General features: G+C 62.9%; 9 protein-coding genes and 3 pseudogenes. 8 read left to right on the top strand and 4 right to left on the bottom strand.

Annotation, left to right across the window (positions count from 1 at the left end):
- Positions 1–79 precede the first annotated feature (79 nt).
- The 6 genes from ACYG97_RS14865 (at position 80) to ACYG97_RS14890 (ending at position 14,751) form a co-directional block, all read left to right on the top strand.
- Complete coding sequence (locus ACYG97_RS14865; RefSeq protein ID WP_460221593.1) at positions 80–10,576, top strand: Ig-like domain-containing protein; 10,497 nt, start codon at positions 80–82, stop codon at positions 10,574–10,576.
- A 72-nt stretch (positions 10,577–10,648) separates the two neighbouring features.
- Positions 10,649–11,017 (top strand): hypothetical protein, encoded by a 369-nt coding sequence (locus ACYG97_RS14870; protein ID WP_023733230.1) that lies wholly within the window; start codon positions 10,649–10,651, stop codon positions 11,015–11,017.
- An 81-nt stretch (positions 11,018–11,098) separates the two neighbouring features.
- On the top strand, positions 11,099–11,809 hold the full coding sequence (locus ACYG97_RS14875) for a lytic transglycosylase domain-containing protein (protein ID WP_245260768.1): 711 nt from the start codon (positions 11,099–11,101) through the stop codon (positions 11,807–11,809).
- A gap of 97 nt (positions 11,810–11,906) precedes the next feature.
- Positions 11,907–13,106 carry an ABC transporter substrate-binding protein gene (locus tag ACYG97_RS14880; RefSeq protein WP_023733232.1) on the top strand — a complete coding sequence of 400 codons (1,200 nt, stop codon included), beginning with the start codon at positions 11,907–11,909 and terminating at the stop codon, positions 13,104–13,106.
- 13 nt (positions 13,107–13,119) lie between these two features.
- The gene (locus ACYG97_RS14885) at positions 13,120–13,833 is read left to right on the top strand and encodes a thermonuclease family protein (RefSeq protein ID WP_245260769.1); all 714 of its coding nucleotides are present in this window, start codon (positions 13,120–13,122) and stop codon (positions 13,831–13,833) included.
- A gap of 165 nt (positions 13,834–13,998) precedes the next feature.
- On the top strand, positions 13,999–14,751 hold the full coding sequence (locus tag ACYG97_RS14890) for a GGDEF domain-containing protein (protein WP_023733234.1): 753 nt from the start codon (positions 13,999–14,001) through the stop codon (positions 14,749–14,751).
- 317 nt (positions 14,752–15,068) lie between these two features.
- On the opposite strand, the pseudogene ACYG97_RS14895 reads toward ACYG97_RS14890, so the two are convergent.
- Together ACYG97_RS14895 and ACYG97_RS14900 are read right to left on the bottom strand one after the other, a co-directional pair.
- Positions 15,069–15,745 (bottom strand): annotated as a pseudogene (locus tag ACYG97_RS14895) (hypothetical protein).
- A gap of 932 nt (positions 15,746–16,677) precedes the next feature.
- Entirely contained in the window at positions 16,678–16,899 is a 222-nt protein-coding gene (locus tag ACYG97_RS14900) for a hypothetical protein (protein WP_023733235.1), read from the bottom strand.
- Between the two features lie 96 nt (positions 16,900–16,995).
- On the opposite strand from ACYG97_RS14900, the pseudogene ACYG97_RS14905 reads away from it, so the two are divergent.
- A pseudogene (locus ACYG97_RS14905) lies at positions 16,996–17,130 on the top strand (SOS response-associated peptidase family protein); the annotation flags it as partial.
- A 20-nt stretch (positions 17,131–17,150) separates the two neighbouring features.
- Here ACYG97_RS14905 and ACYG97_RS14910 read toward each other — a convergent pair.
- Positions 17,151–17,348 (bottom strand): hypothetical protein, encoded by a 198-nt coding sequence (locus ACYG97_RS14910; protein ID WP_023733236.1) that lies wholly within the window; start codon positions 17,346–17,348, stop codon positions 17,151–17,153.
- A 437-nt stretch (positions 17,349–17,785) separates the two neighbouring features.
- On the opposite strand from ACYG97_RS14910, the pseudogene ACYG97_RS14915 reads away from it, so the two are divergent.
- A pseudogene (locus ACYG97_RS14915) lies at positions 17,786–18,120 on the top strand (sunset domain-containing protein).
- Here ACYG97_RS14915 and ACYG97_RS14920 read toward each other — a convergent pair.
- Entirely contained in the window at positions 18,048–18,239 is a 192-nt protein-coding gene (locus ACYG97_RS14920) for a hypothetical protein (protein ID WP_023733238.1), read from the bottom strand. The pseudogene ACYG97_RS14915 and the gene ACYG97_RS14920 sit on opposite strands and share 73 nt — an antisense overlap.
- Positions 18,240–18,442: the final 203 nt, after the last annotated feature.

Here is an 18,442-nt window from a genome sequence, read left to right on the forward strand (position 1 = left end):
ATATGAAAGCGGTTGCAGGACAGTTGCAAAGCAGAGGCCGTCACTGTCTCTTTCCGGGAAATACCGGAGGGGTTTGGTTATGACGAACAGTAACGAATTGGACACCGTCTCGAATTCTTGGGACCAGCATTCTCCCGATGAACATGGCGGCTCGCCGTCGCAGGCAGTGACGCAGGTAGCGCAGGCCGCTCAAGCAGCGCCTGCCGAGCCCGTACCGGTCGATGTCGGCAGCGGCGCGCCCGTCAAGCAAGATGCACCCGCCGAGGCAAAGGCCCCGGCGGCAGCTGCGCCCCACGAATACGTGGCCGACGCCAGCAACGTGGTAAAGCTTCCGGCCAACGTCTCGATCGACAACATCAAGGTCGATGGCCACAACCTCGTGCTGGAACAGGCTGATGGCTCGGTGATCGTGATCAAGGATGGCGCGCTCAACGTGCCGACCTTCATCATCGGTGACGTCGAGGTGCCGCGCGTTGCCTTGCTGGCAGCGCTTGAAGCAAGCCATGTCGATGTCGCCTTCGGTGCCGATGGCTCGATATCGGCCGGCCCGGGCGGTTCGAACTCAAGTGCAGGTGGAGACTTCTCGGTTCCCCCCGGTGGCATCGGCGACGGGTTTGACCTGTCGGCATTGTTGCCGCCCACGGCTCTGCAATTTGGGCTTCTGGATCGGCGCGAACTCTTCCCGTCTGTCGTCGACAGGCCGGTTTCAGTGGTGGCCACATCATTGCTCACCCCGGACCAGGCGGCTAGCGAAACCGGTATCGACGGCGGTCCGTCACAATCACCCGGCAGCGACGCGCCGAGTAGCGCGGAAACCTCTGGCATCGGAACGATCACCATCGACGCGCCGGATGGTATCGGGTCGATCGTCATCAACGGCGTCACCGTTACCGGCGTCGGCCAGCAGATCCTGGGGGATTTTGGCTACCTGACGATCGTCTCCTACAATCCGAGCACGGGTGCTATCGAATACAATTACACGGTGACCGAATCGGTCACTCATCCCATTCAGGGGGACGGATTCAATCCCAACGACACGGTTCCGGACAATTTCAGCATCACCGTCACGGATGTCGACGGCGATACGGCCAGCACCACCTTTGCCGTCGCCATTGTCGACGACGTGCCGACGGCGGTTGCCGACACGGACAGCATCGCCGCCGCCCAGTTTGGCCCCGCGACGGGCAATGTGCTTGTCGGCGGTACGGACGCGGCCGACGCGAACACCACGGACGGCGTTGCCGACACCAAGGGCGCCGATGGCGCGGCGGTGGTTGGCGTTGCGGCCGGCAACACCAATGCCGCTGTCGACGACGCGGCCACGCTTGGCACGCAGATCCAGGGCGCCTACGGCAAGCTGACGCTCGCTGCCGACGGCACCTACAGCTATGTTCGCGATGCCGGCACGCCCGGTGGCGTGAACGACGTCTTCACCTACACCATCAAGGACGGCGACGGCGACACCTCGCACACCACGCTGACGATTTCGATCGGCGATGGAACGCCGACCGTATCGATCCCGGTAGCGGGCGGCGCCGACACGACGGTCTATGAGGCTGGCCTGCCGGCGCGCGCTGGCGAGCCTTCGGGCTCGAACGAGCCTGCGACCTCGGAAACGACCTCGGGTACGATCGGCTTCACGTCGCCGGACGGCCTGACGACGGTGTCGCTGGGCGGCCATGTACTGACCGGTATCCCGACGGCGTTCGCCGACGGGACGACAGGCACGCTGACGGCAAGCTATGTCTACAATCCGGCGACCGGCCTCGGCACGATCAGCTACTCCTACACGCTCATCGACAACACGCTGACCGATCCGTCGAGCACCAGCTTCGCGGTGGTGGTGACCGACGCCGACGGCGATCCGGCGCCGGCCGGCAATCTGGTCATCAACATCGTCGACGACGTGCCAACAGCGGTTGCCGATACAAATGGGATCATCGAGGGTGGTTTGCTGACGGTGTCGGCAGTGGCCGGCGTGCTGGCCAACGACGTTGCCGGCGCGGACGACTTCTCAGCCGGTGGTGGCGTTGTGGGTGCGCGCGCTGCCGGCGGCGATACCACGACAGCAGTGATGACGGGTGTTGGTACCAGCATAGCTGGTCTGCACGGCACGCTCACGCTAGAGGCGGATGGCAGCTATACTTACCAGTCGACGGCCAACGCCATCACGTCGAACACAACGGACACCTTCGTCTACACCATCATGGATGGCGACGGCGACCTGTCGACGACGACCCTGACCATCAACCTGTCGGACAGCGGCCTGGCCGCTTCCAACGACGACCTGACGGTCAACGAGGCGGCGCTGCCGATCGGCAGCAACCCGTCGAGCACCGCTGAGACCATTGCCGGCACCGTCGTCGACAATGTGTCGGGCGGCACCGGACCCTACACCTACGCACTGCTGAGCAGCGCCACCGGCGTGCACGGCACGCTGACCTTCAATGCCAACGGCACCTACAGCTACACGCTGACCTCGCCGGTCGACGGCCTCGACGCCAACAACGGCGCCAACACCGTCAACAACGTCGAGACCTTCACCTACCAGGCCACCGACGCCAACGGCAACACGATCACCAACACCATCACCATCGACGTCATCGACGACGTGCCGTCGGCGAACTCAAACACCAACAGCGGTGTCGAGGGCGCCATCGTGACCGGCAACGTGCTGACGGATGCCACGGACGACGTGTTCGGCGCCGACGGTGCGGCGGCCGGCGGCGGCGTTGTCGGCGTTCGCGTTGCGGGCGGCGACACCACGACGGCGGTGACGACGGGTATCAACACGGCGATCAACGGCAGCTTCGGCACGCTGACGCTGCAGGCCAACGGCACCTACAGCTATGACGGCCTGCCCAACGTGGTCCCGCCGGCAGGCGCGACGGAGACCTTCGTCTACACCATCATGGATGGCGACGGCGACCTGTCGACGACGACCCTGACCATCAACCTGTCGGACAGCGGCCTGGCCGCTTCCAACGACGACCTGACGGTCAACGAGGCGGCGCTGCCGATCGGCAGCAACCCGTCGAGCACCGCTGAGACCATTGCCGGCACCGTCGTCGACAATGTGTCGGGCGGCACCGGACCCTACACCTACGCACTGCTGAGCAGCGCCACCGGCGTGCACGGCACGCTGACCTTCAATGCCAACGGCACCTACAGCTACACGCTGACCTCGCCGGTCGACGGCCTCGACGCCAACAACGGCGCCAACACCGTCAACAACGTCGAGACCTTCACCTACCAGGCCACCGACGCCAACGGCAACACGATCACCAACACCATCACCATCGACGTCATCGACGACGTGCCGTCGGCGAACTCAAACACCAACAGCGGTGTCGAGGGCGCCATCGTGACCGGCAACGTGCTGACGGATGCCACGGACGACGTGTTCGGCGCCGACGGTGCGGCGGCCGGCGGCGGCGTTGTCGGCGTTCGCGTTGCGGGCGGCGACACCACGACGGCGGTGACGACGGGTATCAACACGGCGATCAACGGCAGCTTCGGCACGCTGACGCTGCAGGCCAACGGCACCTACAGCTATGACGGCCTGCCCAACGTGGTCCCGCCGGCAGGCGCGACGGAGACCTTCGTCTACACCATCATGGATGGCGACGGCGACCTGTCGACGACGACCCTGACCATCAACCTGTCGGACAGCGGCCTGGCCGCTTCCAACGACGACCTGACGGTCAACGAGGCGGCGCTGCCGATCGGCAGCAACCCGTCGAGCACCGCTGAGACCATTGCCGGCACCGTCGTCGACAATGTGTCGGGCGGCACCGGACCCTACACCTACGCACTGCTGAGCAGCGCCACCGGCGTGCACGGCACGCTGACCTTCAATGCCAACGGCACCTACAGCTACACGCTGACCTCGCCGGTCGACGGCCTCGACGCCAACAACGGCGCCAACACCGTCAACAACGTCGAGACCTTCACCTACCAGGCCACCGACGCCAACGGCAACACGATCACCAACACCATCACCATCGACGTCATCGACGACGTGCCGTCGGCGAACTCAAACACCAACAGCGGTGTCGAGGGCGCCATCGTGACCGGCAACGTGCTGACGGATGCCACGGACGACGTGTTCGGCGCCGACGGTGCGGCGGCCGGCGGCGTTGTCGGCGTTCGCGTTGCGGGCGGCGACACCACGACGGCGGTGACGACGGGTATCAACACGGCGATCAACGGCAGCTTCGGCACGCTGACGCTGCAGGCCAACGGCACCTACAGCTATGACGGCCTGCCCAACGTGGTCCCGCCGGCAGGCGCGACGGAGACCTTCGTCTACACCATCATGGATGGCGACGGCGACCTGTCGACGACGACCCTGACCATCAACCTGTCGGACAGCGGCCTGGCCGCTTCCAACGACGACCTGACGGTCAACGAGGCGGCGCTGCCGATCGGCAGCAACCCGTCGAGCACCGCTGAGACCATTGCCGGCACCGTCGTCGACAATGTGTCGGGCGGCACCGGACCCTACACCTACGCACTGCTGAGCAGCGCCACCGGCGTGCACGGCACGCTGACCTTCAATGCCAACGGCACCTACAGCTACACGCTGACCTCGCCGGTCGACGGCCTCGACGCCAACAACGGCGCCAACACCGTCAACAACGTCGAGACCTTCACCTACCAGGCCACCGACGCCAACGGCAACACGATCACCAACACCATCACCATCGACGTCATCGACGACGTGCCGTCGGCGAACTCAAACACCAACAGCGGTGTCGAGGGCGCCATCGTGACCGGCAACGTGCTGACGGATGCCACGGACGACGTGTTCGGCGCCGACGGTGCGGCGGCCGGCGGCGTTGTCGGCGTTCGCGTTGCGGGCGGCGACACCACGACGGCGGTGACGACGGGTATCAACACGGCGATCAACGGCAGCTTCGGCACGCTGACGCTGCAGGCCAACGGCACCTACAGCTATGACGGCCTGCCCAACGTGGTCCCGCCGGCAGGCGCGACGGAGACCTTCGTCTACACCATCATGGATGGCGACGGCGACCTGTCGACGACGACCCTGACCATCAACCTGTCGGACAGCGGCCTGGCCGCTTCCAACGACGACCTGACGGTCAACGAGGCGGCGCTGCCGATCGGCAGCAACCCGTCGAGCACCGCTGAGACCATTGCCGGCACCGTCGTCGACAATGTGTCGGGCGGCACCGGACCCTACACCTACGCACTGCTGAGCAGCGCCACCGGCGTGCACGGCACGCTGACCTTCAATGCCAACGGCACCTACAGCTACACGCTGACCTCGCCGGTCGACGGCCTCGACGCCAACAACGGCGCCAACACCGTCAACAACGTCGAGACCTTCACCTACCAGGCCACCGACGCCAACGGCAACACGATCACCAACACCATCACCATCGACGTCATCGACGACGTGCCGTCGGCGAACTCAAACACCAACAGCGGTGTCGAGGGCGCCATCGTGACCGGCAACGTGCTGACGGATGCCACGGACGACGTGTTCGGCGCCGACGGTGCGGCGGCCGGCGGCGTTGTCGGCGTTCGCGTTGCGGGCGGCGACACCACGACGGCGGTGACGACGGGTATCAACACGGCGATGAACGGCAGCTTCGGCACGCTGACGCTGCAGGCCAACGGCACCTACAGCTATGACGGCCTGCCCAACGTGGTCCCGCCGGCAGGCGCGACGGAGACCTTCGTCTACACCATCATGGATGGCGACGGCGACCTGTCGACGACGACCCTGACCATCAACCTGTCGGACAGCGGCCTGGCCGCTTCCAACGACGACCTGACGGTCAACGAGGCGGCGCTGCCGATCGGCAGCAACCCGTCGAGCACCGCTGAGACCATTGCCGGCACCGTCGTCGACAATGTGTCGGGCGGCACCGGACCCTACACCTACGCACTGCTGAGCAGCGCCACCGGCGTGCACGGCACGCTGACCTTCAATGCCAACGGCACCTACAGCTACACGCTGACCTCGCCGGTCGACGGCCTCGACGCCAACAACGGCGCCAACACCGTCAACAACGTCGAGACCTTCACCTACCAGGCCACCGACGCCAACGGCAACACGATCACCAACACCATCACCATCGACGTCATCGACGACGTGCCGTCGGCGAACTCAAACACCAACAGCGGTGTCGAGGGCGCCATCGTGACCGGCAACGTGCTGACGGATGCCACGGACGACGTGTTCGGCGCCGACGGTGCGGCGGCCGGCGGCGTTGTCGGCGTTCGCGTTGCGGGCGGCGACACCACGACGGCGGTGACGACGGGTATCAACACGGCGATCAACGGCAGCTTCGGCACGCTGACGCTGCAGGCCAACGGCACCTACAGCTATGACGGCCTGCCCAACGTGGTCCCGCCGGCAGGCGCGACGGAGACCTTCGTCTACACCATCATGGATGGCGACGGCGACCTGTCGACGACGACCCTGACCATCAACCTGTCGGACAGCGGCCTGGCCGCTTCCAACGACGACCTGACGGTCAACGAGGCGGCGCTGCCGATCGGCAGCAACCCGTCGAGCACCGCTGAGACCATTGCCGGCACCGTCGTCGACAATGTGTCGGGCGGCACCGGACCCTACACCTACGCACTGCTGAGCAGCGCCACCGGCGTGCACGGCACGCTGACCTTCAATGCCAACGGCACCTACAGCTACACGCTGACCTCGCCGGTCGACGGCCTCGACGCCAACAACGGCGCCAACACCGTCAACAACGTCGAGACCTTCACCTACCAGGCCACCGACGCCAACGGCAACACGATCACCAACACCATCACCATCGACGTCATCGACGACGTGCCGTCGGCGAACTCAAACACCAACAGCGGTGTCGAGGGCGCCATCGTGACCGGCAACGTGCTGACGGATGCCACGGACGACGTGTTCGGCGCCGACGGTGCGGCGGCCGGCGGCGGCGTTGTCGGCGTTCGCGTTGCGGGCGGCGACACCACGACGGCGGTGACGACGGGTATCAACACGGCGATCAACGGCAGCTTCGGCACGCTGACGCTGCAGGCCAACGGCACCTACAGCTATGACGGCCTGCCCAACGTGGTCCCGCCGGCAGGCGCGACGGAGACCTTCGTCTACACCATCATGGATGGCGACGGCGACCTGTCGACGACGACCCTGACCATCAACCTGTCGGACAGCGGCCTGGCCGCTTCCAACGACGACCTGACGGTCAACGAGGCGGCGCTGCCGATCGGCAGCAACCCGTCGAGCACCGCTGAGACCATTGCCGGCACCGTCGTCGACAATGTGTCGGGCGGCACCGGACCCTACACCTACGCACTGCTGAGCAGCGCCACCGGCGTGCACGGCACGCTGACCTTCAATGCCAACGGCACCTACAGCTACACGCTGACCTCGCCGGTCGACGGCCTCGACGCCAACAACGGCGCCAACACCGTCAACAACGTCGAGACCTTCACCTACCAGGCCACCGACGCCAACGGCAACACGATCACCAACACCATCACCATCGACGTCATCGACGACGTGCCGTCGGCGAACTCAAACACCAACAGCGGTGTCGAGGGCGCCATCGTGACCGGCAACGTGCTGACGGATGCCACGGACGACGTGTTCGGCGCCGACGGTGCGGCGGCCGGCGGCGTTGTCGGCGTTCGCGTTGCGGGCGGCGACACCACGACGGCGGTGACGACGGGTATCAACACGGCGATCAACGGCAGCTTCGGCACGCTGACGCTGCAGGCCAACGGCACCTACAGCTATGACGGCCTGCCCAACGTGGTCCCGCCGGCAGGCGCGACGGAGACCTTCGTCTACACCATCATGGATGGCGACGGCGACCTGTCGACGACGACCCTGACCATCAACCTGTCGGACAGCGGCCTGGCCGCTTCCAACGACGACCTGACGGTCAACGAGGCGGCGCTGCCGATCGGCAGCAACCCGTCGAGCACCGCTGAGACCATTGCCGGCACCGTCGTCGACAATGTGTCGGGCGGCACCGGACCCTACACCTACGCACTGCTGAGCAGCGCCACCGGCGTGCACGGCACGCTGACCTTCAATGCCAACGGCACCTACAGCTACACGCTGACCTCGCCGGTCGACGGCCTCGACGCCAACAACGGCGCCAACACCGTCAACAACGTCGAGACCTTCACCTACCAGGCCACCGACGCCAACGGCAACACGATCACCAACACCATCACCATCGACGTCATCGACGACGTGCCGTCGGCGAACTCAAACACCAACAGCGGTGTCGAGGGCGCCATCGTGACCGGCAACGTGCTGACGGATGCCACGGACGACGTGTTCGGCGCCGACGGTGCGGCGGCCGGCGGCGTTGTCGGCGTTCGCGTTGCGGGCGGCGACACCACGACGGCGGTGACGACGGGTATCAACACGGCGATCAACGGCAGCTTCGGCACGCTGACGCTGCAGGCCAACGGCACCTACAGCTATGACGGCCTGCCCAACGTGGTCCCGCCGGCAGGCGCGACGGAGACCTTCGTCTACACCATCATGGATGGCGACGGCGACCTGTCGACGACGACCCTGACCATCAACCTGTCGGACAGCGGCCTGGCCGCTTCCAACGACGACCTGACGGTCAACGAGGCGGCGCTGCCGATCGGCAGCAACCCGTCGAGCACCGCTGAGACCATTGCCGGCACCGTCGTCGACAATGTGTCGGGCGGCACCGGACCCTACACCTACGCACTGCTGAGCAGCGCCACCGGCGTGCACGGCACGCTGACCTTCAATGCCAACGGCACCTACAGCTACACGCTGACCTCGCCGGTCGACGGCCTCGACGCCAACAACGGCGCCAACACCGTCAACAACGTCGAGACCTTCACCTACCAGGCCACCGACGCCAACGGCAACACGATCACCAACACCATCACCATCGACGTCATCGACGACGTGCCGTCGGCGATAATCCCGGCCTCCGCAGTTGTGGCAAACGGGGCAGGAGCGGCCGTCTCGTTCGACCTCGATATCGACGGGATACTTACCAACAACTACGGCGCCGACGGCGGAACCGTTATCTTCCCGTCGTCGCTCGACGGCACGGCAAGCGGACTGACCTCCAACGGCATTTCGATCGTGTATGACGTCTCCCCGGACGGCCACACGCTTACCGGCTTGGCCGGGGCCATTTCTGTGTTCGTCGTAACGCTCGACCCGGCGACCGCTTCCTACTCCGTTGACATGAACGGAACCGTGGACAGCGTAACCCAAGTCGACTTCAGCTCGGGGGGATACAACTTCGTCGGCGGAAACGGTGCCTGGGCCGGATTCATTCCGAGCACAGAAACCGTAGGCTCACCGATCAACAACGATAGCTCCGACCTGCTCATAACTCCCGAGGTCAGTGGGTCACCCGCCAGCACGGTCAATTCCAGCGCGATTTCGGGCGGTGTCGGCTCGGGTGCTTCGGTCGGTTCGACCGAAAGCATGAGGGTGGATTTCGTAACCGACCTGCGCGGCGATCCGGCAGGGTCGGGCAGCTATAGCGACGCCACCAACCGCGATCACGTGTTCGATGGCCACTATACGGTCAACGGTTCGACCGCGACATTCACGGCCACTAGCGGGTCAACGATCAAGATCACGGCATCCGACGATACGGACGGCAATAACGTCGTCGGTGACGGCATCAAGGACCACATCAATTCGGTCGTCATCGGCTACGATGGCGTTTTCCAGACCATAACAGCTACCGCTGTCCTCGAGAGCTACACCATCAACGGCCATACCTATACGGTACAGCTGAACGCGGATGGCAGCGTCAATGTCGGCGGCGTCTTTGGCACCTCCGGCGCCGGTGCGATCGGCACTGAGATCGCGGTCTTCACCAACGACGGCTACAACAGCCTCGAATACAGCTATGTTTCAGGCGATACTTTCAAGGTCGGAGATTTCGGCGCAGCAGTCGCGACACATACGCCGGTGAGCTTCGATATTCCGGTCAGCGTCGTTGACGGCGATGGCGACATCGCCGGTGGCACGATCGGCATCACGCTGAGCCCGACGGGAGAAAACATCCAGAATCACTCATCAGATCTGGCCGGTGACTCTCACTTGTATACTTCGACGCTGGCGGCGCCTCATATCATCGGGTCGGACTTCAACGACACGCTGAACGGCGACAGCGCCAACAACGTGCTCTATGGCGGCGCCGGCAACGATACGATCAACGGCAACGCCGGCAACGACCTTCTGATCGGCGGCGCCGGCCAGGACACCATGACCGGCGGCACGGGCGCCGACACATTCAAGCTCGACGGGTTGGACATCAAGGACCTGATCGCCGACTACAGTGGTGCACAAGGCGACAAGATCGACCTGTCATCCCTGTTTGAAACAGGACCAGGGGCCAACATCGCCGACTTCGTGAAATACGATTCGGCCTCACACACGCTCAGCGTCGATACCAATGGTACAACCGGCGGCGCCAATTTCGTCGACGTCGCCGTCTTGCAGAACGCACCTGTCGCCGGCACCATCAATCTGATTTACGACGACACGGCCCACGTACAGCACACGGCCACGATTTAGCACTTATGCGTGGCCGTGCTCGCATGCTATATATTAGCGAAACATAAAACCGCAGTTTGGAGAGGGACTTAAATGAAGCGTTGTGCAAGATTGCTGGCTTCGGCAGCGGCGCTGCTGTTGGCTGGGTCGACGGGCTTCGCCGCCGACATCATCGAAGGGCCGGTGGCCGACTATTGCCGGACCGTCGGCACATCGAACCTGGTGTTGAACGACAACATCGTCGATCTCAAGGTCCAGGTGGTCAAGCTGATGGACGAGTCGGTGGCCGTCGCCAACAGCTCGGAATGGATCAATTCATCCCGCCCCGCCTTCGTCTGGGCGTCGGAAGCCAAGGTCGCCTGCGGCATGGCCTATGGCTACCTCAAGACGAACTACAAGGACGAGGACACGCTCAACAAGTGCGAGTGCTTCCACGACCGCATGGTCGAGTACATGAACTGACCGAAAGGGATCCGGCAGTGCCGGTTGGCTGACCCGATGGTCGGCGGACGATTGACGAGGGCGATCGCCGGAGCGATCGCATTGACCGGTTTTGGCCAGCTTGCCACTCAAGCCTGCGCCAACTGGCTGGAACGACCTAGCCTGGAGAGACCAGCACCGTTCGGCTTAAGGCGGCCGGTTCGCTGCGACGCCGCCTCCGAATGGACGCGCGCGACATTCAAGGCGTTTGCGACATGCCAGGCATCGCTCTACGGCTTGGAGCCGGTGCTGGCGCACGCGGTGATGGAGATCGAAAGCGGATTCGATCCCGATGTGCACGGCGCCGATGGTGAGGTCGGGTTGATGCAGGTAATGCCCGCGACGGCCCGAATGCTGGGCTTTCGTGGCTCGCTCGACGAGCTTGGCGCGCCGGCGACCAACATCGCGCTCGGCGTCAGATATCTGGCGCAGGCAAACAGCCTTGCCGCAGGCGATCTCTGCACCACCGTCATGAAGTATCGTGCCGGGCACGGTGAAACCCGGTTCTCCGAACTTTCGGTCCGCTACTGCCGGCGTGCGCGTGCAATCCTGGCGAGAGAAGGTTTTGCGGTGGCCGGGCCATTGCCGGTGGCGACGTTCGGATTCTCCGCATTCCCGACAGCAGGAGACGATGGTGCCCCTGCCCCGGCGAGGCGGATTTGTGTGCGCCGGCTGTTCGTGCCGGGCCCGCGATACATGAAATGCACGGACTATCGAAGCGCCGGGCAAGCCAGAATGATCAAGGCGCTCCGGGCAAGACTTTTCGACGGCTGAGCCATAATCCAGCAATTGCAAAGACGGCGAGGCAAGTCTGCCGTAAGATGAACGGATGAGACCGGATAAATACCCGGCGGGATATCAGGGAGGCATCATGGATTCTGGCCGGCAGCGACACGGTTCGTGGACGTGGGCGATCGTCTTTGCGTTCGCGGGCATAGTGTCGGGCTGCCAGTCGAAGGGCAGCGTCTCGGACGCGCTCGACCCGGCGGCGATAGCCGCACCCGGAGCGCCGGCCGCCGGCGCTGTTGCCGGTCCCGCCCAGGCGACGCAATCGCTCGGCACGGGATCGACGAAGGTCACGATGCTGCTGCCTTTGTCGGCCCCGGGCAACGCCGGCGAAAACGGCAGGAAGATGCTCGATGCGACCAAGCTGGCGATGGCCGACCTTGGAAATGTCCTGCTCACGGTCACGGTCGAGGACACCAAGGGCGACAGCGAGCACGCCAGCGAATTGGCTGTGAAGGCGATCACCACTGGAACTAAGATCGTTATCGGCCCGGTCGAACTCGCGGCCGCGCAGCACATAGCCAAGCTGTCGGGATCGAAGCGGCCGCCGGTGCTGGCGCTGGCCGACAATTTCGCCGGCGGCCCGGGCGTCTATGCGGTGCGCCTCAACGAGGCCGACAGCGCGGCCGCGGGCGCAGCCGGCCTGGCGGCCAAAGGCAGCAAGAAGTTCGTGTTGCTCGTCGCGGCAGGAGCGAATGCCGGCGCGGTTGAAAAGCGGGTCGCCAACAGCCTCAGCATCTATGGCGCGACGCTCGCCGTCACCATTCCGTATCCGGCCGGCGATGGCGGCACCAAAGTGGTCAATGATATGGGCTCGCTGGTCGAGGCTCCCGATGCCATCATCATCGCCAGCGGCGACGACAATCCGGCGCAGATCCTTGCGGCGCTGAAAACGAAAGGCATTCCTGGAAAAGCAATTGCCGTCGTTGGAACCAACCGCTGGCTGGAACATCCGATGGAGCCGCTGTTTGAAGGCTCCTACATCGCCACGCTCGACCCAACCGAAACCGGCCCGATCGCCGACCGCTTCAAGACGACCTACAATTATCCAGCCGACGCCAATGTCGCCTACGCCTATGATATGGTCGCCCTGACAGCAGGAATTGCAAGTTCGGCCGGGCCGGACGGCTTCAGCAAGCAGGTGCTCGAAAATCGGAGCGGATTTCGCGGATCGACCGGCCTGTTCCGGTTTCGGGCGGATGGCTCCAGTGAGCGATCCATGCCCTTCTATCAGGTTCAAAAAGGTGCACTCAAGCTGGTCGCCAAATCGACATCGGGGTATTGAGGGGCAAGGAACCTTGCTTGAGTTGATGGGCTGGCCGAGGCACAATCGCTTGATAGCGCTCGGAAGCCTGCTCCTCCTGGCCGGGGTCTTGTTGATCATCCGGGCCGCCGATCTGCTTCCGAACAATCGGCCGGCGCCAGCGCCACGTCAATCCATCGATCATAGCCAGCCAATGCGACCACCTGCGACCGCCGCCAATACGCCATGGCGAGGACGGGCACGCAAGATTGCTCAGGACCTTATCGCGCCGCCACAGCTTGATCCGGCGCAAATCCAACGGGTCGAGCCGCGCCCGCCGCTCAGCGACCTTGGCCTGGCCGCGCCTGCAGGGATGCGAATGCCAAAGGATTGGAAAGAGGTCCTGCTGTACCAACCGGTTGCCACCTCGTCGGCAACCTTCGAATCCATGGGGCGCAAGATAGCCATCAGCGGGATCCAAGGCATTGACCTGGATGAGACCTGTTCCTTTCGCGGCGTCGCCTGGCCTTGCGGCCAGCGTGCGCGCGCGGCGTTCAATTCCTGGCTGCGCGGCCGGGCGCTGAAATGCGTCGTGCCGCCGGAAATCGATCGTTTTGCCATTGCGGCACCGTGCAGCTTGGGCAAGCAGGATGTCGGCGCCTGGCTTGTTTCCAATGGCTGGGCGACGGCCCTGGCGAGTGGCATCTATGGCAAGGCGGAGGCAGTGGCCAGAGACGCGGAGATGGGGATATTCGGCCCGCCACAATAGCCGACAATTCGGTGTCTTTGCTTTTGCCGCCGTAGCCTTGCTTTTGAAGGCCTGATTTCAGGCCAATGGTAGGTGATTGCGCCATTACTAAAATTGTATGTTTCCTCGAAACTGAAAGTGCAGCACCTTGGCCTTATGACAGCCGATCAGGCGGGAGATTGGCTAATGATGACACCAATGGCGAATAGCTCGCCCCGGCAATGGAAAGATGTCGCATGGCTGACTGCCCTGGGATCGGCGGGAATTCTGCTCCTCTCGGTTGGCCTAAATTATCTGCTTCTGTTCTCGGAAGCCTTGACGCCGTTTGGCCGCAGCATGGTCACAGCGATCCTGTTGCCGGTCATCGTCGGTGGCCCGCTTTTGCTGTTCATTGGCCTGCAGCGGACCGAGCTCGTCCGTTATCGAAGGGAACTCAACAAGTCGGCGACCTTTGACAGTCTGACAGGCTGCCTCAACCGGACGGTCTTCACGTCGATGGTCGAAAGGAGAGCAACCAGGCCAAAATCGTCTGGTCCAAGATCTGGCGCCTTCCTGGTCATTCATCCCGAACACATCAGGTCCATCAATCTGCGCTTCGGCCTTGGCTGGGGTGACGAAGCCTTGCGGCTCATAGCCTCGACCATCCAGTCATCGGTACGCAAGGAAGATCTGGTGGGCCGGATCGGAACCTCCATGTTCGGGGTCTTTCTGCCCGGTGCGACAGAAGACGACGCCAGGGAGATCGGCGACCGTATCCGGGCGCGCGTGGCCCAAGCCTATTTCGCGCCAAAAGGAACCGCGGACACGCTGACCATCAGCGTCGGCGGCGTGGTGTTTGAAAACGAGTTGGAATTCGAGGACATGTTCCGATCGGCGGAATCGCTGTTATCCGGCGTCGAACGCCAGCCCGGATTTCAATTGTCGCACCTCCACAACTAGCTGAAACAAGTCGTTGCCGGAGGAACACCGCCGCAAATGTCTTGCCGCACGGCTGCGGCAGCGATCATCTTGGCCCTTGTTGCCAAACCGGACGATTGACCCATGGGCGGTTTCAACCCGTGGGAGGTCTGGTTCCTGACGGTGCTGACGGCATCGCCGCGCATCGCTGGCAGTATTTGCCGGACCGACCAAGTTCTGGTTGCCGCTGGTTGCAGCAACCTTGATCGCCTTGATGGCCGGCTATCGGACCATGCTGCTGCCGCCGAACTCCTGACAGGTCGAGACACCCGCCGCGCGAGTAGCATCAGGTTCGGCGCTCAGGGCACGAGCGACAAAGCTTGAGGGCGCACAGATAGCAGCTGGATCCCCACGGCTCTCTCTTCATCCGTGGGGATCACAAGCACGTCGACGTCGGAACCAGCAAGGCTGATGACCTCGTCGCCTCGTCCATTCAGCTTGTGGTCGATATTAACCGCAAGCCAGCCGGCCACAGCCCCGGCCCTCTCTCGAATATATTGGGCGTTTTGGCCTAGGCCTGCCTTGAACACCAGCGTGTCCAGTCCGCCTATCGCAGCGGCCAGCGACCCGATCTCGCGTGCGATACGATAGACGAAGAGATCGACTGTTTCGGCGGCAAGAGGATCATCGGAGTCGATTAGCGTCCGCATATCACCGGATATCCCTGACACTCCGAGCAGGCCGGATTGCTCGTAGAGAAGGGTGACCAATCGTCCGTCTGCAGCTTCCGGTCATTCAGCAAATGGAGGGTGACGCCAGGATTGAGCGCGCCGCAACGCGTGCTCATGACGAGGCCGTCCAATGTCGAAAACCCAACACTTATTCCAGCATTCATGGCGCACAGACTGGCACCGCTGCCGAGATGGGCGACGATCACCTTGCCGCCAGCTGCGGGTCCGTAGCGGGTCCGAAGCTGCGAAGCGATATGGCTATAGGTAAGCCCGTGAAACCCATAGGAAATGCCGGCATCGGTCATCGCATGCGGAAGGCCATAGATCTTGGCGATCCGAGGCCGAGCGTATTCTTATGGATGACGATCTGGATGCGCCCAGGTAGTCGTCTTCATACGTGTCCTCGCCATACGGAGTTCAGAACCCGCCTAATTGCACGTGGTTGCCGCCGATTACCGCACGCATCGTTGCAGGTTCTTTCGAGACCGGGAGGCTTAGCTACTGTGACAGGCGCCAACGAAAGACCGACAAATTGACGAACAGGCCCAAAGCCATTTCACTCTAGCGGAAAGACTTAGCCAATAACGCTCAATTCAAACTTTGAGAATTAAGCGTAATCCATTGATGTAGTAAGTTTGTGGGCCCGGAGGGTCAGCGTTTTCTACAGGAAATCAGTACGTCAGTGGTTGGTTCGCCAAGCCGTTTCTCTCGTATTCTCTCGTATGGTCTGGCGAACCAAAGGCCAAGAAGACAACTAGTTCCATGAGAGCTGTATTTGACCATGGTAGTATGAGCGCTGCCGCATTTGGCCGGAAGCTGACTGGCCGCTTCTGGCGCAAAACGATAACGGACGTTTAACCTGGTCTGGTTCAAGCACCGTTGTCGGGTTCAAATCGCGTGACCACGCCAATGCTACTCCAGTATGGCGCTTCGGAACCTCCAGGTTGCGGGGCCTTGTGATCGCAAGTAAACAGTCGCGGAATTTGGTCACACGAAATGGCCAATGACCGGTTTCGAACGTCCGCAATTCGTGGCGTCAACGATATATTGCACACCGACGGGACCTTACTGACCGATGCCGGCCTGCTCGCCTGGAGGCTGGGGAGGAGCGGCCCGGGGAGTCTCTGGGCCGGCATCGGTCACCGCTGGCATTACGCTGTTGCCGGCGGAAGCTGAGAGTCATTGTGATAAGGGCAATTCGCCCACCTCGTCGTCAAACTGCGCGGCCGTGAATGACCTACTGCATTCCGCGGAGGGAATTCACGTCGGCGCAGAACTCGGCGTAGGGCTTGCTCATTGCCGCGTCATTGCATTCGCGCATGATCATTTCGCGCATGGGCTTTGGCTCGGCCATGAAGACCGCCTTGAACTCGGGCATGGACTTCAGTGTCTTCATCGAGGCATCGGTGTAGAATGGCACGATATTGTCGACGACATCAACCGCGCCGGCAACTGCCATGCTCCCTAGATTGCCGGCCGAGCACCCGCCGCGTGAACGTGCTGCTCAGGGAGAACAATAGCGAACGCGCTCATTGCCTCTCCTTCGCTGCGCGTTTTGCCCCAGCCAGGCCACGCGCCTTTCTCGTTCGCCGGACTTTGGGCTTACAATTCCAATCTCGACATAACCAGCTGCACCATCATCACAAAGCCTGCCGCAGAACCGATGAAGCAGTTGCATGATCAACAGCCTCTCATTCTCTACCAGGCATACTATGACGCCTGGCTGGACCAGGGGACCAAAGGACCAGCCTCAAGGACATTCTCAGCCACGACATCGACGGTCAGCTGCAGTTCAACCGCGTTGGACGTGAAGTGAACACGAGCGCCGTCAACAAATTTCCCAACGACCATCCCGGCCTGGTCGGGCGGAGCCGGCGACTTTTTCTGTTCGCCGAAATCGTCAAGCATGCCCCTGCTGGGGCGAAGCTTTCTAAAGCACGCTCCGACCACATATTTAGGAGGGCGGGATGACAGAGCGTCAGCAAGAGATCGTCGCGAATGCATGGGCACTGGCTACGGGCGCACAACAAATCCTAGAGGCGCTTCTCATCATGCTGAAAAAGTCGGGAACGTCGCGCGACCTTCGATTGCCGGGTAGCCGGGAAGTGGACCATCAGTTAGGGTCCGTAGCCAGAGCGTGATAAAGCAGCAAACACACTATCATAGAAACGGCGCTGCCTAGCAGCTGGTCTGCCGTCAGGCCGGAAAAATAGACAAGATGAAACGCCACCAACGCTCTACCAATCACGGTTCGGAACACTGCCGAACTAACCGTTAGTCGGCGCTAATGTTCCGGTCTGGACTCGCTACCGCTTTGGAAGCATTCTGCACTCGGGGGAGAGGGCGTGGGCAAAGTCCAGCGTCATCAAGGTGCGGATCAGGCCGACCGCTGGCGCAAAAACGCAAAGGGGCGGTGGATGTGGCGACGGCAATATCTGCCGGCGCTGGTGATGGTTCCCTGACCGGCTCATCCCAGCTGGCTGGCTGAGTGGCACCCGCACGGCCGGCGCGGGGAGCTGCGATATCAAGGGCAACATTTCCACCAGTACCGATGAGCGATTTATCACGTTCCAGGGCAGGAGCATTACTGGAAGACGACGATCAGTTTCAGTACAGCGAGCGCTGGCTGTGCAGCGAGGCAGAGGCATGGGCCGCCGGCTGGCGCAAAGCAAGGCGGTAGCGCGGTAGCCACCACCATGTGCAGGCCAACCAGCCCGTCATCATGGTCCGAACCTGATCGCACCCGCCGACCTTGGTCTCAACGTCGTTGATTGGCACTGCCACGCGGCTTTCCTTCATTCGCATGGTTCGCAGACATTATCATGATCGCATACTCTCATCATCCGGCGTCGTCTCCCTCACAAAGCAGCGCCGGTAAGGCTCGGCGCCCTTCTTGTTTGTCCCGTGTGCCAAAGGAGGTCGCCGGGCCTGCCGTTGCTCATCTTTGCGGGTTGCTCCTGATGGCTCCGCTTGGCGCCGTGGCCCTGCGTCTTCCTTCGGGT

Source organism: Mesorhizobium sp. W067 (assembly GCF_054719525.1).